Origin of the sequence: Pantoea sp. Nvir, from assembly GCF_009829915.1 — a bacterium.
GTDB lineage: Bacteria > Pseudomonadota > Gammaproteobacteria > Enterobacterales > Enterobacteriaceae > Pantoea.
Map to the genome: position 1 here is coordinate 407,039 of NZ_SZZW01000001.1, position 21,109 is coordinate 428,147.

At 41.2% G+C, this 21,109-nt stretch carries 20 protein-coding genes, 1 tRNA gene and 1 pseudogene; 13 read left to right on the forward strand and 9 right to left on the reverse strand.

The window, feature by feature from the left end; all coding sequences use genetic code 11:
- Nucleotides 1–68 precede the first annotated feature (68 nt).
- From kdsD to FD729_RS01535, 9 genes are all read left to right on the forward strand, one after another.
- Nucleotides 69–1,055 carry an arabinose-5-phosphate isomerase KdsD gene (kdsD, locus tag FD729_RS01495; protein ID WP_159931520.1) on the forward strand — a complete coding sequence of 329 codons (987 nt, stop codon included), beginning with the start codon at nucleotides 69–71 and terminating at the stop codon, nucleotides 1,053–1,055.
- A 498-nt stretch (nucleotides 1,056–1,553) separates the two neighbouring features.
- Entirely contained in the window at nucleotides 1,554–2,132 is a 579-nt protein-coding gene (gene lptC, locus FD729_RS01500; RefSeq protein WP_159931521.1) for an LPS export ABC transporter periplasmic protein LptC, read from the forward strand.
- Nucleotides 2,101–2,649 carry a lipopolysaccharide ABC transporter substrate-binding protein LptA gene (lptA, locus tag FD729_RS01505; RefSeq protein ID WP_159931522.1) on the forward strand — a complete coding sequence of 183 codons (549 nt, stop codon included), beginning with the start codon at nucleotides 2,101–2,103 and terminating at the stop codon, nucleotides 2,647–2,649. The genes lptC and lptA overlap by 32 nt, the downstream gene beginning before the upstream one ends.
- 9 nt (nucleotides 2,650–2,658) lie before the next feature.
- On the forward strand, nucleotides 2,659–3,384 hold the full coding sequence (gene lptB, locus FD729_RS01510) for an LPS export ABC transporter ATP-binding protein (RefSeq protein ID WP_159931523.1): 726 nt from the start codon (nucleotides 2,659–2,661) through the stop codon (nucleotides 3,382–3,384).
- Between the two features lie 47 nt (nucleotides 3,385–3,431).
- Nucleotides 3,432–4,883: an RNA polymerase factor sigma-54 gene (gene rpoN, locus FD729_RS01515; RefSeq protein ID WP_159931524.1), complete on the forward strand. Its 1,452-nt coding sequence runs from the start codon at nucleotides 3,432–3,434 to the stop codon at nucleotides 4,881–4,883.
- Nucleotides 4,884–5,362: 479 nt separating this feature from the next.
- Complete coding sequence (gene ptsN / locus FD729_RS01520; RefSeq protein WP_204162607.1) at nucleotides 5,363–5,839, forward strand: PTS IIA-like nitrogen regulatory protein PtsN; 477 nt, start codon at nucleotides 5,363–5,365, stop codon at nucleotides 5,837–5,839.
- 64 nt (nucleotides 5,840–5,903) lie between these two features.
- The gene (gene rapZ, locus FD729_RS01525) at nucleotides 5,904–6,752 is read left to right on the forward strand and encodes an RNase adapter RapZ (protein WP_159931609.1); all 849 of its coding nucleotides are present in this window, start codon (nucleotides 5,904–5,906) and stop codon (nucleotides 6,750–6,752) included.
- A complete protein-coding gene (npr, locus tag FD729_RS01530; protein ID WP_159931526.1) occupies nucleotides 6,749–7,021 on the forward strand; it encodes a PTS phosphocarrier protein NPr in 273 nt (90 codons plus the stop codon). The genes rapZ and npr overlap by 4 nt, the downstream gene beginning before the upstream one ends.
- A 910-nt stretch (nucleotides 7,022–7,931) precedes the next feature.
- Nucleotides 7,932–8,198, forward strand: coding sequence for a hypothetical protein (locus tag FD729_RS01535; RefSeq protein WP_159931527.1), 267 nt, complete (start codon nucleotides 7,932–7,934; stop codon nucleotides 8,196–8,198).
- A gap of 1,346 nt (nucleotides 8,199–9,544) precedes the next feature.
- On the opposite strand, the pseudogene sspB reads toward FD729_RS01535, so the two are convergent.
- The 5 genes and pseudogenes from sspB to zapE form a co-directional block, all read right to left on the reverse strand.
- Nucleotides 9,545–10,027: pseudogene (gene sspB / locus FD729_RS01540) on the reverse strand (ClpXP protease specificity-enhancing factor); the annotation flags it as partial.
- A gap of 5 nt (nucleotides 10,028–10,032) precedes the next feature.
- Complete coding sequence (sspA, locus tag FD729_RS01545; protein WP_159931529.1) at nucleotides 10,033–10,674, reverse strand: stringent starvation protein SspA; 642 nt, start codon at nucleotides 10,672–10,674, stop codon at nucleotides 10,033–10,035.
- Between the two features lie 341 nt (nucleotides 10,675–11,015).
- A complete protein-coding gene (gene rpsI, locus FD729_RS01550; RefSeq protein ID WP_159931530.1) occupies nucleotides 11,016–11,408 on the reverse strand; it encodes a 30S ribosomal protein S9 in 393 nt (130 codons plus the stop codon).
- Between the two features lie 14 nt (nucleotides 11,409–11,422).
- Nucleotides 11,423–11,851, reverse strand: coding sequence for a 50S ribosomal protein L13 (gene rplM, locus FD729_RS01555; RefSeq protein WP_159931531.1), 429 nt, complete (start codon nucleotides 11,849–11,851; stop codon nucleotides 11,423–11,425).
- A gap of 226 nt (nucleotides 11,852–12,077) precedes the next feature.
- Nucleotides 12,078–13,208, reverse strand: coding sequence for a cell division protein ZapE (gene zapE / locus FD729_RS01560; protein WP_159931532.1), 1,131 nt, complete (start codon nucleotides 13,206–13,208; stop codon nucleotides 12,078–12,080).
- A gap of 190 nt (nucleotides 13,209–13,398) precedes the next feature.
- Here zapE and zapG point away from each other — a divergent pair, with 190 nt between their 5' ends.
- Nucleotides 13,399–13,800 carry a Z-ring associated protein ZapG gene (gene zapG / locus FD729_RS01565; RefSeq protein WP_159931533.1) on the forward strand — a complete coding sequence of 134 codons (402 nt, stop codon included), beginning with the start codon at nucleotides 13,399–13,401 and terminating at the stop codon, nucleotides 13,798–13,800.
- Between the two features lie 120 nt (nucleotides 13,801–13,920).
- Nucleotides 13,921–15,291, forward strand: coding sequence for a serine endoprotease DegQ (degQ, locus tag FD729_RS01570; protein WP_159931610.1), 1,371 nt, complete (start codon nucleotides 13,921–13,923; stop codon nucleotides 15,289–15,291).
- A gap of 297 nt (nucleotides 15,292–15,588) precedes the next feature.
- On the opposite strand, the gene epmA is transcribed toward degQ, so the two are convergent.
- The 3 genes from epmA to efp form a co-directional block, all read right to left on the reverse strand.
- Nucleotides 15,589–16,566, reverse strand: coding sequence for an elongation factor P--(R)-beta-lysine ligase (gene epmA / locus FD729_RS01575; protein WP_159931534.1), 978 nt, complete (start codon nucleotides 16,564–16,566; stop codon nucleotides 15,589–15,591).
- A gap of 168 nt (nucleotides 16,567–16,734) precedes the next feature.
- Nucleotides 16,735–16,869 (reverse strand): entericidin A/B family lipoprotein, encoded by a 135-nt coding sequence (locus tag FD729_RS01580; RefSeq protein ID WP_159931535.1) that lies wholly within the window; start codon nucleotides 16,867–16,869, stop codon nucleotides 16,735–16,737.
- A gap of 264 nt (nucleotides 16,870–17,133) precedes the next feature.
- Nucleotides 17,134–17,700 (reverse strand): elongation factor P, encoded by a 567-nt coding sequence (efp, locus tag FD729_RS01585; RefSeq protein WP_159931536.1) that lies wholly within the window; start codon nucleotides 17,698–17,700, stop codon nucleotides 17,134–17,136.
- A 41-nt stretch (nucleotides 17,701–17,741) separates the two neighbouring features.
- Between efp and epmB the strand changes: the two genes are divergently transcribed.
- Nucleotides 17,742–18,818, forward strand: coding sequence for an EF-P beta-lysylation protein EpmB (epmB, locus tag FD729_RS01590; RefSeq protein WP_159931537.1), 1,077 nt, complete (start codon nucleotides 17,742–17,744; stop codon nucleotides 18,816–18,818).
- A gap of 788 nt (nucleotides 18,819–19,606) precedes the next feature.
- On the opposite strand, the gene FD729_RS01595 is transcribed toward epmB, so the two are convergent.
- A tRNA-Phe gene (locus tag FD729_RS01595) sits at nucleotides 19,607–19,679 on the reverse strand.
- A 1,126-nt stretch (nucleotides 19,680–20,805) separates the two neighbouring features.
- On the opposite strand from FD729_RS01595, the gene FD729_RS01600 reads away from it, so the two are divergent.
- On the forward strand, nucleotides 20,806–21,099 hold the full coding sequence (locus tag FD729_RS01600; RefSeq protein WP_159931538.1) for a co-chaperone GroES: 294 nt from the start codon (nucleotides 20,806–20,808) through the stop codon (nucleotides 21,097–21,099).
- Nucleotides 21,100–21,109 lie beyond the last annotated feature (10 nt).

Genomic DNA, 21,109 nt, shown 5'->3' on the forward strand with positions numbered 1-21,109 from the left:
TCGTCTGGGCAATAATTTTGTGGATTCAGCACATTTTATATCTATTGATAAAAAAGGACCGATTTGTCATGTCAACTCAACTTTCAATAGCAAATTTCAATTTTCAGACGGCGGGAAAAGAAGTACTACGTATTGAACGTGAAAGTCTAGAACAGCTAGACCAGTATATTAACGACGATTTCGCACGTGCCTGTGAGATGATTTATCTCTGTCAAGGAAAAGTGGTAGTGATGGGCATGGGCAAATCGGGCTATATAGGGAAAAAAATAGCTGCTACTTTCGCTAGTACCGGTACCCCTGCTTTTTTCGTGCATGCAAGCGAAGCTAACCACGGAGATATTGGGATGGTTGACAACAGCGACATAGTGCTTGCTATCTCAAACAGTGGCGAATCAAATGATATTTTAGCACTGATCCCAGTATTAAAACGGCAGCATATCAAACTCATCTGTATCACGAGTCGTGTTAATAGCGCCATGGGTCGCCTCGCTGATGTGAATCTATGTATAAAAGTACTGCAGGAAGCCTGTCCTCTCGGTCTCACACCGACTAGCAGTACTACTGCAACGTTGGTGATGGGTGATGCGCTTGCGGTAGCGCTGCTTGAGGCACGTGGCTTTACTACTGAAGATTTCGCGTTATCACATCCGGGAGGTGCGCTAGGGCGTAAATTACTGTTGCATGTTAGTGACATTATGCACAGCGGAAACGAGATCCCACACGTCACGCGTGATGCCTCACTACGCGACGCGCTGTTGGAGGTTACGCGTAAAAATTTAGGCATGACTGTAATCGTCGATGATCTCATGAAAATTGAAGGCATTTTTACCGACGGAGACCTACGCCGTGTCTTTGATATGGGGATTGATTTCCGAAATGCCACTATTTCAGAAGTAATGACTCATGGAGGTATTCGGATACGCCCTAATGTGCTAGCGGTAGATGCATTAAATCTGATGCAAAAGAAAAATATTACTACACTACTAGTAGCCGATGATTATCGGCTACTAGGTGTGGTACATATGCATGACCTGTTGCGTGCAGGGGTAATATGAACATGAAAGATAATTTCTTTAAATATTCTTCTAATTCTAATTTAGAAACCTGATGCTAATCTAGCAATCTAATAATGTTAGACGCATGCTAGCTGATTCATCTAATCTCACATGAATGGCTCTTCATAATCGGACATGAGTAATTTATGATGGTCAATAATGACTAAGCGCTAAAGATCTGTAGAGTGTCCCCTAGTGACAACATTTTTCATTTGCCAATTTCTAGCAAAATTGGGGGGGGCTATATGTTACCAAACTTAATTTGCGCCTAATGGATGTGTTTGGTCTATTGAGAACTCTTGGATGCTATCGCTTGCCGATGAGCAAACCCCTGTCACCTGTATCGGCGGCGATCTAGCTTAATCAAATGATGGTCTAAATTGACTCTGAGCATAACAGTCGCCGACAAACATCCGATATTGTTCTGCTTTCCATGAATTATGTAACTTTGCTTTAATGATTTATAAAAAGTTTTGATAATATCGAAAGGCAGTGAGCATGAGTAAAAGCAGACGTTGGATAACGCTCATTCTAGCCTTGATTGCACTGTTACTACTCGGCCGGAACCTAACTAGCAAAGATGAAAGCAGTGCGCTGAGCGCTACTAAAAACCAGACATCTACCTATATTAGCATGAATTCGAACACCATCATTTATAACACTGAAGGTGCGCTGATATACAGGATAACATCAGATAAAATAACCTATTTTACAGTGAATAAAGTCAGCTGGTTTCACAATCCAGCCATCACTACTTATGACGAACATCAAGTACCGAACTGGTCCGCACGTGCTGATACAGCTAGACTGAGTAATGATCATATGTTGTATCTATATGGACATGTTGAAGTGAATACCTTAATGCATAATTCTCAGCTTCAATTTATTAAAACGGATAGTGCGCGGGTTAGCCTAATCTCACAAAATGTGACTTCTAACGATAAGGTTATATTTTTTGGGCGAGGCTTTAGATCTGCTGGTATGAAGATGTGTGGAAATTTAAAGAAAAAAACCGCTCAGTTGATTGGGAAGGTTAAAACTTATTATGAAATTAAAAATATACACCAACAGCATTAAGTTTTTCCTAATCATGGTGATACTAGTAATAACCAGCTTACCCGTGCTAGCAGTGACTAGCGATTTGGATAAACCCATTAATGTTGAATCCGAGAAGCAAGCGTTAGATCTGCAAGGTAATGTAGCAACTTTTACTGGAAACGTTATCGTAACCCAGGGCACCATCAAAATCACTGCTGATAAAGTCTTGGTGACACGTCCCAACGGCAATAGTAATAAAACTATAGTTGATGCTTATGGTAATCCTGCAACCTTTTATCAAATGCAGGATAATGGCAAACCTCTACATAGTCACGCCGCTAAGTTGCACTATGAACTCGCAAAAGATTTTATTGAGTTAATTGGTAATGCTTATATCGAGCAGCTAGATAGTAATATCACAGGAGACCACATAACCTATTTAGTGAAGGAGCAAAGAATGCAGGCATATGGCCAGGGACGGAATAAGCGTGTAACAACCGTGCTTATGCCGTCACAGATACATGAAAAAAACACTAACATCCAGAAAAAAAACTGATAGGCGGCTATGGCTATACTCATCGCAAAAAACCTAGCAAAGTCCTATAAAGGACGTCCCGTAGTAAAAAATGTCAGCCTACAGGTAAAATCTGGTGAGATCGTAGGTCTGCTCGGCCCCAACGGGGCAGGTAAAACTACTACTTTTTATATGGTTGTTGGCATTATTCCATGCGACAGCGGTCGAATTTTTATCGACAAGGATGATATCAGCATTCTCCCACTCCATGCGCGAGCGCGTCGTGGCATCGGCTACTTACCGCAGGAAGCATCTATTTTTCGTCGTCTGAGTGTCTATGATAACTTGATGGCGGTACTACAGATCCGTAACGACCTTACTGAAGGACAACGTCGAGATCGTGCCAATGAGCTAATGGAAGAATTCCATATCTATCATCTGCACAGAAACATGGGTCAGGCACTCTCAGGCGGTGAACGTCGCCGCGTGGAGATCGCTCGTGCTCTGGCGGCGAATCCCAAATTTATACTCCTGGATGAGCCATTTGCCGGAGTGGATCCTATATCAATTATCGATATCAAAAATATCATCAAGCACTTACGTACTAGAGGTCTCGGCGTATTAATTACCGATCACAATGTACGAGAAACCCTAGCAGTGTGCGAACGCTCCTATATAGTTAGCCAAGGCCATTTAATCGCCCATGGCACACCTAATGAAATTCTTTTAGATGAGCAAGTTAAACAAGTTTATTTGGGCAAAGATTTCAGACTTTGATAAGGTGTCGTTAATACGACATTAGCTTAGGAAATGCTGTCCTGAATATGAAGCAAGGTTTACAACTTAGGCTTAGCCAACAGCTAGCGATGACTCCTCAGTTGCAGCAGGCAATTCGTTTACTACAGCTCTCTACACTTGAGCTTCGACAGGAGCTACAACTAGCGCTAGAAAGTAATCCGCTCCTGGAACAAGCCGAAGTACACGAAGAAGTCGACAACCTCGAGTATCTTGAGTATAAGGAAAATGAAGTACAAGACACTCTCGATGCTCTTGAACAGAAAGAAATACCAGACGATCTACCGCTTGATGCTACTTGGGATGCGCTCTATACCGCGGGCACACCTTCAGGTACTGATACTGACTACCAGTATGACGATTTACCAGTCTATCAAGGCGAAACAACCCAATCACTACAAGATTATTTGATGTGGCAAGTTGATTTGACACCTTTCACTGAAACCGATCGAGCTATTGCCACTTCGATTATAGATGCTATTGACGATACAGGGTATCTTACTATTTCGCTTGATGAGATCCTTGATAGTCTAGGCAATGAAGAGCTAATGCTGGCCGAAATCGAGACAGTACTAAAACGTATTCAACTCTTTGATCCTGTCGGCGTCGGCGCTCGCGATCTGCGCGACTGCCTGCTGGTACAACTCTCACAGTTCTCCAATGCTCATCAGGCTACGCCGATTCTATCCTCAGCCCTTCTGATCGTCAGAGAGCATCTTAATATGCTAGCTAACCATGATTTTCGTAGCTTGATGCGCGTTACTCGTTTTAAAGAAGATGTTCTGAAAGAGGCAATGTTACTTATCCAGTCACTAGATCCACTTCCGGGACAAGCAGTGTGTACCAGCATACCAGAATATGTGATTCCCGATGTGTTAGTACGCAAAATTGGCAATTGCTGGATGGTTGACCTTAATAATGATAGCCTGCCGCGCCTGAGGATTAATGAGCACTACGCGGCTATGGACGGTTCCGCGCGTAACAATAGTGATAATCAGTTTATACGTAGCAATTTGCAGGAAGCTCGATGGCTAATCAAAAGCCTGGAAAGCCGTAATGAGACACTGCTGAAAGTGACACACTGCATTGTCGACCAGCAGCGAGCTTTTTTTGAACAGGGCGATGAGTTTATGCGTCCGATGGTGTTGGCAGATATTGCCCAAGCCGTAAATATGCATGAATCCACTATTTCTCGTGTGACGGCGCAGAAGTACCTGCACAGCCCGCGTGGTATCTTTGAACTCAAATATTTTTTTTCCAGCCACGTAAATACCGAAGGTGGAGGTGTAGCCTCATCAACGGCCATTCGAGCAATAATAAAAAAATTAATCTTAGTAGAAAATTCTGCTAAACCATTGAGTGATAGCAAGCTTACCTCCATATTATCCGAGTACGGTATTATAGTAGCACGTCGAACCGTTGCTAAATATCGCGAATCTTTATCTATCCCTCCATCGAACCAGCGCAAGCAGCTAGTTTGACAGAAAAAAGCAGGAAACCCCTATGCGTCTGAACATTACTAGACAACATATTGAAATAAATGAACTATTATGTGCATTTATCAACAATAAATTTTCTAAAATGGAATACTATTTTTATAAAAACAATCCAATCAATATTGGCATTTTGATCTAAAAGTAGAGACGATCTGTCTTATTGGAGAATGAACGTTACACATCAAGAGTATTGATGTTGTACGTTACATAAGAAGCGGAAGATATGTACACAGCGATTGGCGGACTGCTTGATACTCCTGATTGTCAATTCATCCGACATAAATACACATTGAAAAATATTAATCTACACGCTTTCAGAGTGTGTGCGGCTTGCTGTTTACGGCGGTCTAAGTGGAGGAACCCCCCCCTAATTATGCCATCTTTTGCAAGCGCTACAAGATATCACGCAGTCTTTAAATTCGTCAGGCATGTGATGATGCTATGAACTTGCAAGTGAAACAATGATGAACAAAGAACTGACATTAGAAATGAGCACCGTGTTAAAACCTAACTGTACGCGTAGAGGCATACATTGCAAGAGTAAAAAGCGTGCAATAGAAATTATTAGCGAAATAGCGGCTCAACAGCTCAATATGTCACCTCAAAAGCTTTTTGAAGCAATTCAAACACGTGAACGTATGGGTAGCACTGGTATAGGCAATGGTATTGCAATCCCGCATGGTAAGCTGGAAGAAGATGCACTGCATGCTATAGGAGTCTTTATCAGTCTTTATCAACCTATCGCTTTTAATGCGGTAGATAATCAGCCGGTTGATCTATTATTCGCGCTGCTAGTTCCAGCGGATCAGTGCAAAACTCATCTGCACACCCTGTCTCTAGTCGCGAAACGCCTAGCGGATAAAACTATTTGCCGCCGCTTGCGGGCGGCAAAAAGTGATGAAGATCTGTATGCCATCATTACAGCAGTTCCAAAGGAGTAGTAACGCGTGTTGCAATTTTATCGGTGCGCATTCCGTGTTTAAAATAGGGGGGGAGCATAAAGTCATGGTGCTGATGATCGTTAGCGGTCGTTCAGGTTCAGGAAAATCGGGGGCGCTACGTGCTCTGGAAGATATGGGATTTTACTGCGTAGATAACTTGCCCGTGGCTCTGTTACCAGAGCTAGCGCACTCCCTTGTAGCGCGTAATATTTCGGCGGCCATCAGTATCGATGTACGTAATATGCCAGAATCACCAGAAATTTTTGATACCGCATTTAATAATCTGCCAGACGCTTTTTCACCACAGTGGCTGTTTTTAGATGCCGACCGTCACACACTCATTCGTCGTTACAGCGATACACGTCGTCTACATCCACTCTCTAGTAAAAACTTGTCACTAGAAAATGCGATTGATGAAGAAAATACTTTACTGGAACCTCTGCGCTCGCGCGCTGATTTAATAATCGATACATCAGAGATGTCAGTTCACGAGCTCGCAGAAATATTACGTACAAAGTTGCTGAACAAGCGTGAGCTGACGATGGTCTTCGAATCCTTTGGTTTCAAACATGGAATTCCCATTGATGCTGATTACGTCTTTGATGTGCGTTTTCTTCCCAACCCACATTGGGATCCTAAACTTCAAACAATGACTGGTCTCGATCGGCCTGTCATAACATTCCTTGAACAGCACATAGAAGTAAATCAATTTATTTACCAAACGCGCAACTATCTAGAATTATGGCTACCTATGTTAGAAACTAACAACCGTAGCTATCTTACCATCGCTATCGGCTGTACCGGAGGTAAACACCGTTCAGTCTATATTGCGGAACAGCTGGCTGACTATTTTCGTTCATGTGGCAAAAATGTACAGTCTCGGCATCGCACTTTGGAAAAACACAAACCATGACTGTTAAAAAAACCGTTAAAATCAAAAATAAGTATGGCATACATGCGCGTCCTGCTATGAAATTATTTGAATTGGTTAAAAGTTTTGATGCCGAAGTTTTACTGAGAAATGAATCAGGCACCGAGGCAGAAGCGCGAAGTGTAATCGCATTACTGATGCTTGATTCAGAAAAAGGGGGGTACATTGAGATTGAATCCAGTGGCGCAGAAGAAAACCAAGCACTAGCGGTCGTAATAGAGTTTTTTGAGGCAGGCTTCGACGAAGAATAATCCTAGTGCAAGTAATCTCCCTGTAGAAATTCCTTCTTAACCCATCTTACGCAGAATCAACAGCTAACATTACTTTAATAACTACTCTTTGGCATGAAAAAGCTGCGCATAATTCATTGAGTTAGTTTTAAAAAAATGCTGAGAGCCTGATCAGATTAAATTACCTTTCTTACGGAAAGATTAATTACGCCAATATAACGAAGAAAAATATCTCAAAAAAGTATCAGCATACAATTAGAAAATAATTTTTTTAATTTGCTAAATTACCCATTTAATTTTTTTATGTTCAAATACTTCTCAATGTCATATCTTATGGCGAATTTTCACGCAAGAGCTAACTAACTTGCTAAGTAAGTGCTAGAATCTACAAAGCATCGCCCAATACTACTTGTAATACCTCCCTTAATTATAGCAATAGCATCTTCCCCCCCTAGTGTTAACACCACAGCATCTTAACACCATAATTGAACATATTGACCATTACCGCCTACAGCTCTTTAAAATTGTTCCAAACAGTCAGTTTACACACTGCTGTGCTAGTTTATGGTTCTGTAGCGGAGTAAGCTGAATTAGAGGAGAGCACTTCGTAGATTTTTAACAGGATCGAGTAAATTAAATGTAAGGCGCTTAGTTACAGCGTAACCCGCTAGATCAGTTTCGCATCTTAAAATATATGCACCGTGGAAGAATACCATTCTCACGAACTCAGAGATAGTATGCACTTTATAACACTCTCTTCAGAACGGGGAATACAGTACTTGTCAAGAATATTTAAAGGTGGATACTGTCCTAAAAACAGTCCACGGTTTTATTAAAACAGCGTTCCTTAGTTCCGAAAGTTCGGCTTCAGCCCTAGTTCTAAGATCCTCTAGTCTACAAATACTTGCAAATCTAGTACATTAACAACTTTATGACCGGAGACTATAATGACTATTTTGGTAAGGGTATGTCAAGTAGCACACTGTCGATTCGTCCATTAAGCGGTTCCACTTCTTTTAGCTACAAGCCACCATTACATGTAATACCTATCTTTACGGCAAGGCAAGCTATTTACCTACGGAAGAGATTACAAGTAATTCGAGGGACGTCACTTAACTTGGGCATAATTATTGTAATGAAAGGGACTGAAAATAACTATTATGAATACATGGTTGGTGGTATCTCATCTGAACACTAGGTCATAACATCGTAAGATTCGGTGCAGAAATGAGAGACGGCTTCTCCTAGTACTGAATCAAGGCAGTGCATTCCATAAAGGAGATCCTTGCTAACTAGCTACACTAGTTATCGTATTTCTTACAGGTAAAACTTAAGTATAGTGATCTAAAGGGGGGGTGTTGTTAGGTCACCGTGTTCATTCCATAGCCGAGCTAAAAACAATTAAAAATAGAGAAAATGACTTTTGTATAAATTTACGAAATCTTTTCTGAAATCTATGCAAAATTAAGCTCATTGTTATTTTTCCTGTAAAAATAGACTCCTACTGCAAGTAAAGGTACCCAGTTCATAAATATATTGCTAACTGATTAACATTAGTAAACGAAGCTCGAATAATTGAAACGGCATATCTGTTGCACCAGGAATGGATGTGTTTGTGCGCAAAATTGCTTCCGTGTAGGCTGTTATACGTTGAACAATGAGTTTGGCGCAGTGACCATATCTAATATGAAGCATTATATTAATAATAAAGTAAGAGAGATTAGCTGTAACTCAGATATGTTGGTATAAAAGTGATTGGTAAGCACATAGCGATGATCTAACAGATCTAGCTGGTCTCACGCCGATATACTAATACGAAACCTCGTAAAAATAGTATTTACGATTGCTATCTAGAAATAGGAAGCTTGCTGCACTTCGGGATTTTGTTGTTCAACATTGAAAAAAAGATAATAATCAAACAATGAAAGATCTTCACTGTGATCTGTATTGAATATCACTTTAATACGGAAGTAGAACATGATGTATAGATAAGAGCTCTGATAAACGCCTATAACGCAATTTTCCCTGGAGTAGAGACCCTTATATTGAGTTCGATGTACAGCAGGATAGAGAAGAGAATTAGCTGGCGTGTATGAAGCCTTAGCTGTTCCTAATCGCCCACAACAAACACACTATGGGATTTGCTAAGTAAAACTGAGCAGTTTCATATCCACATGGAAAGTAATCTTGTCTTAGTTCTAGGTTCTAGCGGGCAGATGGCTTTCGTCCGTACAGAATGGAGTGGCTTGCTAACTTTAAAGTTGAAGTGGCCATCTAAGAATACATTATCTCTCCAGAACATATAGAGAGTGTTCTATCAAGCTAGAACCCTAAATTTTTGCTAATGACGACGAGGTGCATGGCTTGGATTTAGTATTAACGGCAATTACCGCATGCAGTTTAATGAGTCAGATTTTTACTCTACCTTACTACCTATTTTACTATTCGTAGATATGGGCGGGTGCCGCGCGGTGGTGGATCGTCATCTGGTGCATTATTTTCCTCATCGCTAGCTTTATCTAGACGATCACCGTCAATTACTGATTTTATTATTCGCAGATATGGGCGAGTGCCACGCGGTGGCGGATCATCATCTGGTGAATTATTCTGCTCACCGGTAGCGTTATCTAGACGATCACCGTCAATTACTGACATTATAGTACGTGGCCTATCTTTTGTATCCTGTACACCTAATCCATAGATTGGCTCTGATTCAAATATTGTACCTGCACCATTTTCGCGTGCGTAAATTGCTAAGATAGCAGCCATTGGCACAGAAACCTGAAGCGGTATGCCACCGAAACGCGCACTAAAACGTACTTTTTCATTGCCAAGCTCAAGATTACCAACCGCGCGTGGTGCGATATTCAGTACAATCTGGCCGTCACGCACATATTCCAGAGGAACCTGGACGTCGGGTACGTTAACATCGACCACCAGATGTGGCGTTAGCTGGTTATCAATTAGCCAATCGTAAAAAGCACGTAACATATAAGGACGACGAGCCGATATTTTTGATATTTTCATAGCTCTTAGCTCCAGGGTTGTAAGCGCATTTCACGTTCCTCATCCGTTAATGAAGTAAGGAAAGAGTCGCGTTCAAATACGCGAGTCATATAGCTTTTCAGTTCTTTTGAACCAGTACTTGTAATATCTATACCTATAGATGGTAGACGCCATAGCATCGATGAAAGATAGCAATCTACCATGCTGAACTCCTCTCCCATAAAGAAAGGGGTGCGAGAAAAAAGCGGCGAAATTGACAGCAACTCTTCATGCAACTGTTTGCGCATTGTTTCTGCTTCTTGACCGTTGCTCTTTTCAATGGTGTACATCAGACTATACCAGTCCTGTTCAATACGGTACATCATCAAACGGTTTTCGCCGCGTGCAACCGGATAGACCGGCATTAATGGCGGGTGCGGAAAACGCTCGTCCAAATATTCCATTATGATGCGTGATTCATAGAGCGTCAATTCACGATCTACCAATGTCGGTAAGGTTCGATAAGGATTGAGTTCAATAAGATCCCGCGGCAAGTTATCCATTGTAACCTGCTCAATCTCCACGCTGACGCCTTTTTCAGCTAGCACGATACGGACGTGATGGCTGAAAATATCAGTAGGACTAGAAAATAGCGTCATTACCGAACGTTTGTTGGCAGCGACAGCCATGAAAACCTCCAAGTTTGTTCACAAAATACGGCTAATAGCGCAGTTCTTACAGCGCCTCACCTACTCAATCGTTCGCTCATAGACACCTTGTTAGCCTGATCCTCTTTAGACTGTTGAATAGACGTCAGGCACCGCCTATGTGTTTCTATATAGGCGCAAAGTATCGTAGAGTTTACCAGATTTTAAGCAAATTGTAGGTGAGGATTTAAAATTTACGGGAGCATTTGTAATGTCATACAGATATTGTAAGCATAGCTCTAGATAAAGGCACTCCAAAGAAAATAAAAAAACCCGCCGAAGAGGGTTTTTTGTACGTGTTGCTATTACCTAAGCTGTAATACTTAACGCTTGGAAAACTGCGGACTACGGCGTGCTTTACGTAAACCGACTTTCTTACGTTCAACCCGACGTGCATCACGAGTAACGAAACCTGCTTTACGCAATTCAGAAAGCAGAGATCCATCGTATTCTACTAGAGCGCGGGTGATACCGTGACGTATAGCGCCTGCTTGACCAGAGATGCCACCACCTTTTACGGTGATATACAAGTTAAGTTTACCAACCAGATTCACGAGTTCCAGTGGTTGACGCACCACCATACGTGCAGTCTCACGACCGAAATACTGATCTAAAGAGCGCTGATTAACTATAATGTCACCTCTACCCTTCTTGAGAAAGACACGTGCGGAAGAGCTTTTACGGCGACCAGTTCCGTAACATTGAGTTTCAGACATTGCCTATAATCCTGTTAAATGTCAAGATACTGTGGTTGCTGTGCTGCATGGTTATGCTTATTGCTCGAGTAAACTTTTAGCTTACGGAACATTGTGCGACCTAAAGGTCCCTTTGGTAGCATGCCCTTTACCGCTATTTCAATCACACGCTCAGGGCTGTGAGCAATCATCTCTTCAAAGGTCGCCTGTTTGATACCACCGATATAACCAGTATGACGATAGTAAATTTTATCACGACGCTTGTTGCCGGTGACGATAACTTTTTTAGCGTTAAGAACAATGATGTAATCACCATTATCAACGTGCGGAGTGTATTCTGCTTTATGCTTACCACGCAAACGACGTGCCAGTTCAGTCGCCAAGCGACCTAATTTTTTACCAGTTGCGTCAACAATATACCAGCCATGCTGTACGGTCTCTAGTTTAGCTATGAAAGTTTTCATCGAAAAGCTTACCCAAATTAAGTTTCATGTTAGTGAAAACCTAAACGCTTGAGGCTCACACGAACATTTTGACTAGCAAGCCTACTACCCCTTTGTTTAGGATATAGTTACCGGAGCACAACAAATTAGGGAAATAAATCCAGTTGCTGTTGTAAAGTAGGATTGCGGTATTATAAAGAAGTCAATTCTAAAAATCGAACTCTATTTGACTTTTCCTTACGAGATTTTAAGGTAGATGCGGCAGGTAAAAATACTCCTTGCTTTGCATTTCTTGCAAGCGAGATAAGCAACGCTGGTACTCCAATTTCAGCTGTCTACCCTGATAAATGTCTAGCAATTCCATTTCCGCTGCTACAACTAGTTTGACATTATGTTCGTATAACTCATCCACCAGCATAAGAAAGCGTCGTGCCTGTTCTTCTGTTTCAGAGATCATTACCGGTACATTATAAAGTAACACGCTGTGAAAACAGCGCGATATCTCAATATAGTCATGCTGGCTACGACCTTCACCACACAGCGTCATAAAGTCAATTGACATTACCCCTTTGCTAACACCTAGTGTCGTAATTTGACGATGATTGATCTCCAGAACTAGAACCTTATCAGGTGACCTGCCCGCCAACGTCTTAAACATACGTTCCATTTTGGCATTCGTGGCTTCGTTAAGAGGGAAATTCCACAAATTTGCTACAGTCGGCATGTGCAATCGATAATCAATCCCAGCGTCCACATTCATTACATCGCAATACTGTTTAATTTTTTCAATTACCGGCAGAAAGCGATCACGTTGCAGACCGTCACGATAGAAATCTTCTGGTGGAACATTTGAAGTCGCTACCAAAGTAATACCGCGCTCAAATAGCGCTTCCATTAGCGTACCGAGCAACATAGCATCGGCAATATCTGAGGCAAAAAATTCATCAAAGCAAAGAATATCCGTTTCAGCTTTAAAGTTATCGGCGATAGTAAGCAGCGGATCGATCTGTCCCTGTAGTTGGGTCAGTTCTTTATGTACACGCAGCATAAAACGGTGGAAATGGAGACGCAGTTTGCGATTGCCGGGAATAGAATGAAAAAAAAGATCCATGATCCAAGTTTTGCCACGTCCTACACCACCCCACATATAGAAGCCACGCACAGTTTGTTGCGTCTTATTTTTCTTTTTGCCTATCAGCCAGGATAGGCAGCTGAATAATCTTTTTTTTCCATGGGCTAGTAAATCAGGTTCACGCGCAACCAGCACCTTCTGAATAGCATTCAGTTTGGTAACTGCTTCGCGTTGTACATTATCAGGTTTATAGTCTCCCTGTAACAATGCTCTTTCATAATACGCAAGCAGAGATGAGGTTTGCATGGCTCTTTTTGAATCTCTGAAATAGTTTTATTAACAACTTAATTATCGAAAAAAGACCACTCTATATTAAAGCATGCTCTCTCAGAGTTCCACATCCATAAAATTAACAGGTATAGTGGCTATTATTGAAATGTTAGATGCCTTAAATATTAGATGCCTTATAAGCAACAGAAATTATATGGGAGTTATTATGACCTGGGAATACGGGCTAATTGGTTTAGTTATAGGTACTCTTGTCGGTGCAGTTGCTATGCGTTTCGGGAATAAAAAAATACGCAAGCAACGCAGCTTACTGTATGAATTGGAGAAAACTAAAGCAGAGTTAGCTGATTACCGCAAAGAGTTAAATAACTATTTTTTACGCAGCACTGAATTATTAGACAATATGGTGCACGATCATCACCAATTCTATCAGCATATTGTAAAAGGATCGAACGATCTATTGTCGAACCCTACGCTCGAAAAAAACACTTTCGCCTACCAGCTGACCCAAGCAGAGGCGGATAATGACCAAGTACTGGTACAAATACCACGTGATTATTCAGAGAGTGCTTCCGGTATGTCAAGCGACAAACGTACCGGACGTGACTAATTATTTTAGGAAGCAACTATATTGCAATTGCACCCTGTATTTTTACGAACCCAGACCCTATATCAGCTGTCAAATATGTTTAATTCCCCCCCACTTTTACGCAGCGAGAGCGTTGTAGCAATGAAAAAACAAGCACAACTGTTAAGTGCATTAGCCTTGAGTATCGGGATGAGTCTTGCAGTGGCCCCAGCCACGATGGCGACTCTACCCGCCCAAGTTCAGGGCCAGCCTTTACCCAGCTTGGCGCCAATGCTAGAGAAAGTATTGCCCGCAGTGGTCAGCGTCCACGTTGAAGGTACTGAAATGACCACTCAAGTACAAGATATACCTGAACCATTGAAGCGTTTCTTCGGCCAAACGCCGGGAGGCGAGCAAGTACAGCCGTTTGAAGGCTTAGGCTCTGGTGTAATTATTGATGCCGCTAAAGGCTATGTGCTTACAAATAATCACGTAGTAAACGGTGCGGATAAAATCAGCGTACAGCTTGGCGATGGCAGAGAGTATGACGCAAAGCTCATTGGTCATGACGAACAGAGCGATATTGCCCTTATTCATGTTAAAGGAGCAAAAAATCTGACTCAGGTGAAAATAGCTGATTCCGATCAGCTAAAAGTAGGAGATTTTGCCGTAGCGATTGGAAACCCATTCGGCCTAGGCCAGACAGCGACCTCTGGAATTATTTCCGCGCTGGGACGCAGTGGGCTTAACCTGGAAGGACTAGAGAATTTTATACAGACCGACGCTGCTATTAACCGCGGCAACTCCGGCGGAGCCTTAGTGAACCTTAACGGCGAGCTGATCGGAATTAATACCGCGATTCTAGCATCGAGTGGAGGAAATATTGGCATCGGCTTCGCAATCCCCAGCGATATGGCAATTAATCTTGCACAGCAGCTGTTGAAATATGGGGAAGTAAAACGTGGCCAGCTCGGCGTTAAAGGTACTGAGATGACGGCAGATATCGCTAAGGCATTTAACGTTGACGCACAGCGTGGCGCTTTTGTCTCTGAAGTAATGCCGCAGTCTGCCGCGCAGAAAGCGGGTATTAAATCTGGAGATATTATCACCTCAATTAACGATAAGCCTGTTAATAGTTTTGCTGAATTGCGTGTGAAAATTGGCACCACAGCACCAGGACAGAAAGTGAAACTCGGCCTCTTGCGTGATGGAAAACCACTTTTAATAGATGTCATTCTGGACCAAAGTGCACAGAGCAGTGCTAATGCACAGCTGATGTCACCTGCACTGCAAGGCGCTATGCTAAGCGATGGCGCAACGAAAACCGGTGATAAGGGTATTAAAATTGACAGCATTGATAAGGGCACGCCGGCTGAACAGGTTGGTCTACAAAAAAATGATGTCATTATTGGAGTTAACCGTACACGTGTCACTACCCTTGCCGAAATGCGTAAAGTGCTGGCAGCTAAGCCCCCGGTACTAGCTCTCAATGTGATACGAGGAGACGAATCTATCTACCTATTACTACATTAATAACTCACTGTCTGGCGAACAACTTAAGAACGGGTTTGTTCGCCTTTCTTTCTCTGTTATTTGCCTATGATCTCCTATAGAGTGGTGCATGAATTAACATTTTTTTTAAAATTTTGAATTTTTGTTGTAAACACGATGATGGCGGGTATCTTACTCATGGTCCCACGCTAGTCTTGACGCACAGTTCTTAAATTATATTACCAGCTGACCCTTCCTATGAGCCTACTTAACTAGTATAAGAGAAAGCATGGCTGCCTAGTTTGAGCAATTCCTAAAAATTAATAAACTTCTTCAGTTTTAGCTGCGATCTATTGGAAATGCAATCACTTCGCTTAGAGAATTTGCCTTCAGCGCTAGCATAATTAGACGATCTACGCCAAGCGCGACACCGGAACAATCAGGCATGCCATGTGCCAGAGCATCTAGTAAATAGTTATCTATTGGATATTGTGGTAACCCGCGTACTGCGCGTTGGTAGTTATCTTTTTTGAAACGCTGCAGTTGTTCGTAGCTATCTGTTAATTCGTAGAAACCGTTTGCTAGCTCAACACCTTTGTAATAGACTTCAAATCGTTCCGCAACACGTTGATCTTCAGTACTAATTTTAGCTAACCCTGCTTGGTTCGCAGGGAAATTATAGATGAATGTTGGCTTATCAATACCAATATTTGGTTCTACACCCATCATAAAGAGAAGCATGAGTAGAGTATCAATATCCTCTTCGCGACTAGCCAATTGATCTTCACACAATGGTGTAGCCGCACTGCGCAACTGTGTTTTATTGGCTGAAAGTGGGTCTAGATTTAGATGAACAATAAACGCTTGTTGGTAGGAGATAAATTCAGCTTTATTACACCCTAGAACCTGTATAAGAAGTTCGTCAACCTCATTCATGAGGCGGTACATATCATAGTGTGGACGATACCACTCCAGCATGGTGAATTCAGGATTATGGTAACGTCCAACCTCTTCGTTACGGAAGGAGCGCCCCATTTGATAGATGGGGCCGCTGCCTGCGGCTAAGAGTCGTTTCATATGATATTCTGGACTGGTCGTTAGCCAGAGGTCACGACCCTGCGGCGAACCGTAACCCACAAACCGTGTCTGAAATGGCACTAAATGAACATCAGTAACACTTGCCTGACTCAGCGCCGGAGTATCCACTTCTAGTATACCGTGATTTGCAAAAAAAAGTCTAATGTCTGACAGAATAGCAGCACGGTTCAACAAATTACCCATAGGGGCGCTCGGTTGCCAACTTACTATTTCGCTCATAACAAAAACGCTCTATATAAGTAATAAGTAAAAAGAGGTAATCATGAAATCGCGGCCTCACAAGGTTACTAAACGCAGCTATAAATGGCAGAAGAAAAATGGCAAAAAACCGGCTAGGAATGATTATTACAGCCGGTACGAAAGATACGTACCGGTTTTTCTAAGAGATTACTGAGTGGTACGCTGAATAGCCTGGCCACCCGCTTCTACGTCTTCTCCTAACCCTCGTGTAGTGTTACAGGCAGAAAGTAAAGAAGAGAATAGCAGTATTGAAAAAATAGCAACAATATTTTTTTTAAACATGGCGATGTCCTTTTTGTCGTTACAGTCCAATGCTAAGCATAGACTGCTTATGGCTGAATGTACTACTAAAAAGCACATAAAAAGGACTCTTGGTAGAGAATCTTTCTGATAACTTTTCCAAAGTGAGAAAGATATGTATAAATAATAGTCTTAACAGAATTAAATTCTTTGAGCTTAGGCGTAAAGAATTAGCATAGAATTTTTTATTCTTCTATTGTACTCACATAAATGTACTATCTCCTAATATGGAAATGCACTATCTACTTATTTTACTCGTGACACGTACTCGCCAGAGCGGGTATCTACTTTAATCACTTCACCAATCTGAACGAACAGCGGGACTTTAACTACTGCGCCAGTTTCTAGCTTAGCTATCTTACCGCCAGTCCCTACAGTATCGCCTTTCAGGCTAGGGGCAGTTTCAGTTACTTTTGCTTCAATGAAGTTCGGTGGTTGAACAGCGATAGCTTTATTATTCCATAGAGTAACGATGCACTCTGCATTATCCTGCAACCATCTTTGCATATATTCCAGAATTTTCATTTCAATATGATATTGCTCGAAGGTTTCTGGGTGCATAAAATAGAAGAATTCACCATCCTTGTAAGAGTATTGTAGCGTTACATCAATAACGTCTGCTCCTTCTACTGAGTCAGTAGACTTGAAAGTTTTCTCAATACGAGTGCCTGTCAGCAAGCGACGCATTTTTACACGCACAAATGCTTGGCCTTTACCTGGCTTAACGAACTCACTGGATTCGATGGCATACGGCTCGCCTTCGAACATGATCTTAAGACCTGAACGAAAATCGTTACTAAGATATGTCGCCATAAAATCCTCTAGGAATAATTGAACTAAGTGATAGCAAAAAAATGACGTATATTGTAAATCGAAAACTGCATTCTAGGGAAGAATGGTTGCAGCAACTTGCTGATGTTGTTAAAGAACCTAATGAATTATTACAACTTTTAGGCCTTGATCAGTATACTCAACTAGCCGATGGCATCAATGCAAGTAGCCTTTTTGCCCTACGCGTTCCCAGAACCTTTATTGCACGTATGAAACCGGGAGACGCACAAGATCCTTTGTTGTTACAAGTAGTGACGCAAAGTCAAGAATTTATTCAAGTACCAGGTTACAGCACCAATCCTCTTAACGAGCAGTGTAGCGTGGTTCCTGGATTATTACATAAGTACAGGAATCGTGCGCTGCTGTTGGTTAAGGGAAGCTGTGCAGTTAATTGTCGTTACTGTTTTCGCCGTTATTTTCCTTATCAGGAGAATCAGGGAAATAAACGCAACTGGCAGAGAGCTATTAATTATATTCTTACTCATCCCGAAATAGATGAAATTATCTTTTCTGGTGGGGATCCGCTGATGGCGAAAGATCATGAACTGGCATGGTTAATCAGTGCAATGGAGCAAATTCCGCATCTGAAAACTTTACGTATTCATAGCCGGTTGCCTGTAGTTATCCCTTCACGAATTACGGACAGACTATGTGATATCCTAGCTGAAACTCGTCTGCAGGTATTAGTAGTTACACATATCAACCATGCACAGGAGTTTGATGACTCATTAATTATGGCGATGCGTCAGCTCAAAAGTACCGGCGTCATTCTTCTGAACCAGAGTGTTCTGCTACGAGGTGTTAACAATAGTACTTTGGTACTGTCCGAACTTAGCAAGGCGTTGTTTAATACAGGCATTTTACCTTACTATCTACATGTTCTAGATAAAGTACAAGGTGCAGGACACTTTTTTGTTCCTGATGAAGAAGCTCGCGCGTTAGTGCGCGAGCTTCTTCATCAGGTTGCTGGATATATGGTGCCGAAACTAGTGAGGGACAGCGCTGGCGAACTAGGGAAAACTCCACTTGATTTACAGTTGCCTTTTAACTCTTTGTGCTCAGACAGAAGTTTTAACAAACTGTATAAATCTGTTTATTGATACTACTTCACTGGTAAAGAACTAATGAAAAGTATAATCTTCTTGTGCTTACTTCAATCAATATCTAACTACTATTTACGAGCATATAGCACCACGGATGCCCATTGCTGACTGCTTGTAATCTCAGTCTCCTGTTGAGTTACTATAATTTTAAGTGTCAATCCTAACCTTGATACAGTCTAAAGAGCTGATCGATCATACATCTGTGAATGATGTATCACTTGATTGTGAAATAACTGACACTAATGGTAAAAGACAGACCTCTAAAGCTAGAATATCAAAAATATGTCTCGAGCTCGGTAAATCAGTGAATAGAGTAACTATAATATAACAAAGCATGAGATATAAATAAGCCGATGCTTACAAGACTGACTGTGACGTTCTTACTTATAAAAAAACTCCACTTAAGGGAAGTTAAATTAGTTGAGAAATTGTATAGTGCAGTTTTTTTATAAGTGAGTATATAACTTTATTTGTTGCAGCTGACAATACTTTGAGTGATGTCAATTGACAGCTAACTACTTGGCAGAGGTCAAAAATCTCCGACTTCCTATCTTATAGAATTACATATACATATTTTGATATTTTACACTGTTTAGATGTGCTAAATTCAGTACTCAAAATAATAGTATACTCGAATCTCTAGTATATTAGGGTTAGGTGATGATGTCAGACGTCGCAGTAGTGTAAGTAGCTTTACGTAGAAAAAAGTCTGATTAACGAATAATTTAATCAATGTAGGCGCGCTAAAAAAACTTGGTTACGAAACTGGTTTTTTCAATTGACTGTGCCCGAACCCGGAATCGAACCAGGGACACGGGGATTTTCAGTCCCCTGCTCTACCGACTGAGCTATTCGGGCAACGGAGCGCATTAGACCGTAAAGTCTGTTACGCGTCAACGTATTTACATAAAAAACTAAAAAAACGACTAGCTACTAGATTGGAGTGTCAAATCTACACTCTCCCACTATACTAGTTCACTATCCGTATAACATACTATCCGTATAACATAAAGTGATAAACTGGACATATCTTTATATATTATACATGGAATTTATAGAAAATAGAAAATAGCAGCATAGTTATGCAGAATGAGGAAATGCTCGTTTCATAGTAAACATAGTAAACAATCATTATCGGTATTTTTCGTCCTGCATTACGGGGAAAGTTCCATTTAAAGGGGAAAGGTTCAATCTCTTGTCCCTTTAGTACTCAAGCTTTCTACCTATCTCTTTCATAAAGTAGATGGCTTCATCACATTGAAGCTCTTTATTACGATCCTGTCTGACTCGGAGCAACTTAATTGAAATGATAATTTAATGATTTAGTGACTTTGAATGTTTATTAAATATTTACTTGAATTGTAATTTCAATTTTTATTTAGTACTTGTTATACAAGTAAAATGCCATTTAGTATCTTACTTATGTTCATCTATCTCAGTGATTGACCTATAGCTACTTACAAATAGTGCATAAAAAATTTTACTGTTGCAGAAAAAGTTGTTGCATGCAATATGAGCCACCAACAGGATACTAACAATTGTATTGTTACGCATTGTTAATTTCCTTTTATCTATACTTATTTTTATTGTTTTCTTACCCCGCTGATGTTACTCCCGTTGAAAAAATATGACGTTGATGCTTTTACTTTGCAAGTCTAATGCAGACTGAGCGTGAGGATAGCAAATACTCCGACCATGATGAGGAGTTATGGCAAAACTATATCTAGAGATAGTTATGGTTTACATGTTATGCTTTTCTATCTATTTATATTTAGTGTACATTTATGGCTTACGAGAGGTAAGCATAAGCTCTCTTCTTGAGTAATAAAAGAGCTGTTATCATAATCAAGTAAAAAATTTGTCGTGGAAGCCCTTGAAAGCCATTTTGGACGACCCTATCTCCTGTATCAAGAGGCTGGAGGCTATGCAATCCGGCATTCAACCCAAAGGTGACTAATTGGAATTCTCAAAGGAGAACTATTTAATGAAAATTCGTCCGTTGCACGATCGTGTTATCGTCAAGCGTAAAGAGGCAGCAGCTAAATCTTCTGGAGGTATCGTTCTAACCGGCTCTGCAGCAGGTAAATCCACCCGTGGTGAGGTACTCGCCGTGGGTAATGGTCGTATATTAGATAATGGTGAGGTGAAACCGCTAGGCGTAAAGGTTGGTGACACAGTAATCTTTAATGAAGGTTATAGTGCAAAAACTGAAAAGCTAGATAATGAAGAGGTGTTGATCATCTCTGAAAGTGATATTTTAGCTATTGTTGAAGCATAATTGTGCGAAA

What these genes read in the sequence shown, in the direction of transcription:
- ptsN (WP_204162607.1), top strand. Translation starts at nt 5,363, where the DNA reads ATGAACAAAGAACTGACATTAGAAATGAGCACCGTGTTAAAACCTAAC.
- kdsD (WP_159931520.1), top strand. Translation starts at nt 69, where the DNA reads ATGTCAACTCAACTTTCAATAGCAAATTTCAATTTTCAGACGGCGGGA.
- sspA (WP_159931529.1), bottom strand. Translation starts at nt 10,674, where the DNA reads ATGGCTGTCGCTGCCAACAAACGTTCGGTAATGACGCTATTTTCTAGT.
- FD729_RS01535 (WP_159931527.1), top strand. Translation starts at nt 7,932, where the DNA reads ATGACCGGAGACTATAATGACTATTTTGGTAAGGGTATGTCAAGTAGC.
- rapZ (WP_159931609.1), top strand. Translation starts at nt 5,904, where the DNA reads ATGGTGCTGATGATCGTTAGCGGTCGTTCAGGTTCAGGAAAATCGGGG.
- npr (WP_159931526.1), top strand. Translation starts at nt 6,749, where the DNA reads ATGACTGTTAAAAAAACCGTTAAAATCAAAAATAAGTATGGCATACAT.
- lptA (WP_159931522.1), top strand. Translation starts at nt 2,101, where the DNA reads ATGAAATTAAAAATATACACCAACAGCATTAAGTTTTTCCTAATCATG.
- rpoN (WP_159931524.1), top strand. Translation starts at nt 3,432, where the DNA reads ATGAAGCAAGGTTTACAACTTAGGCTTAGCCAACAGCTAGCGATGACT.
- epmA (WP_159931534.1), bottom strand. Translation starts at nt 16,566, where the DNA reads ATGAGCGAAATAGTAAGTTGGCAACCGAGCGCCCCTATGGGTAATTTG.
- zapG (WP_159931533.1), top strand. Translation starts at nt 13,399, where the DNA reads ATGACCTGGGAATACGGGCTAATTGGTTTAGTTATAGGTACTCTTGTC.
- lptB (WP_159931523.1), top strand. Translation starts at nt 2,659, where the DNA reads ATGGCTATACTCATCGCAAAAAACCTAGCAAAGTCCTATAAAGGACGT.
- FD729_RS01600 (WP_159931538.1), top strand. Translation starts at nt 20,806, where the DNA reads ATGAAAATTCGTCCGTTGCACGATCGTGTTATCGTCAAGCGTAAAGAG.
- epmB (WP_159931537.1), top strand. Translation starts at nt 17,742, where the DNA reads ATGACGTATATTGTAAATCGAAAACTGCATTCTAGGGAAGAATGGTTG.
- rplM (WP_159931531.1), bottom strand. Translation starts at nt 11,851, where the DNA reads ATGAAAACTTTCATAGCTAAACTAGAGACCGTACAGCATGGCTGGTAT.
- rpsI (WP_159931530.1), bottom strand. Translation starts at nt 11,408, where the DNA reads ATGTCTGAAACTCAATGTTACGGAACTGGTCGCCGTAAAAGCTCTTCC.
- zapE (WP_159931532.1), bottom strand. Translation starts at nt 13,208, where the DNA reads ATGCAAACCTCATCTCTGCTTGCGTATTATGAAAGAGCATTGTTACAG.
- degQ (WP_159931610.1), top strand. Translation starts at nt 13,921, where the DNA reads ATGAAAAAACAAGCACAACTGTTAAGTGCATTAGCCTTGAGTATCGGG.
- efp (WP_159931536.1), bottom strand. Translation starts at nt 17,700, where the DNA reads ATGGCGACATATCTTAGTAACGATTTTCGTTCAGGTCTTAAGATCATG.
- FD729_RS01580 (WP_159931535.1), bottom strand. Translation starts at nt 16,869, where the DNA reads ATGTTTAAAAAAAATATTGTTGCTATTTTTTCAATACTGCTATTCTCT.
- lptC (WP_159931521.1), top strand. Translation starts at nt 1,554, where the DNA reads ATGAGTAAAAGCAGACGTTGGATAACGCTCATTCTAGCCTTGATTGCA.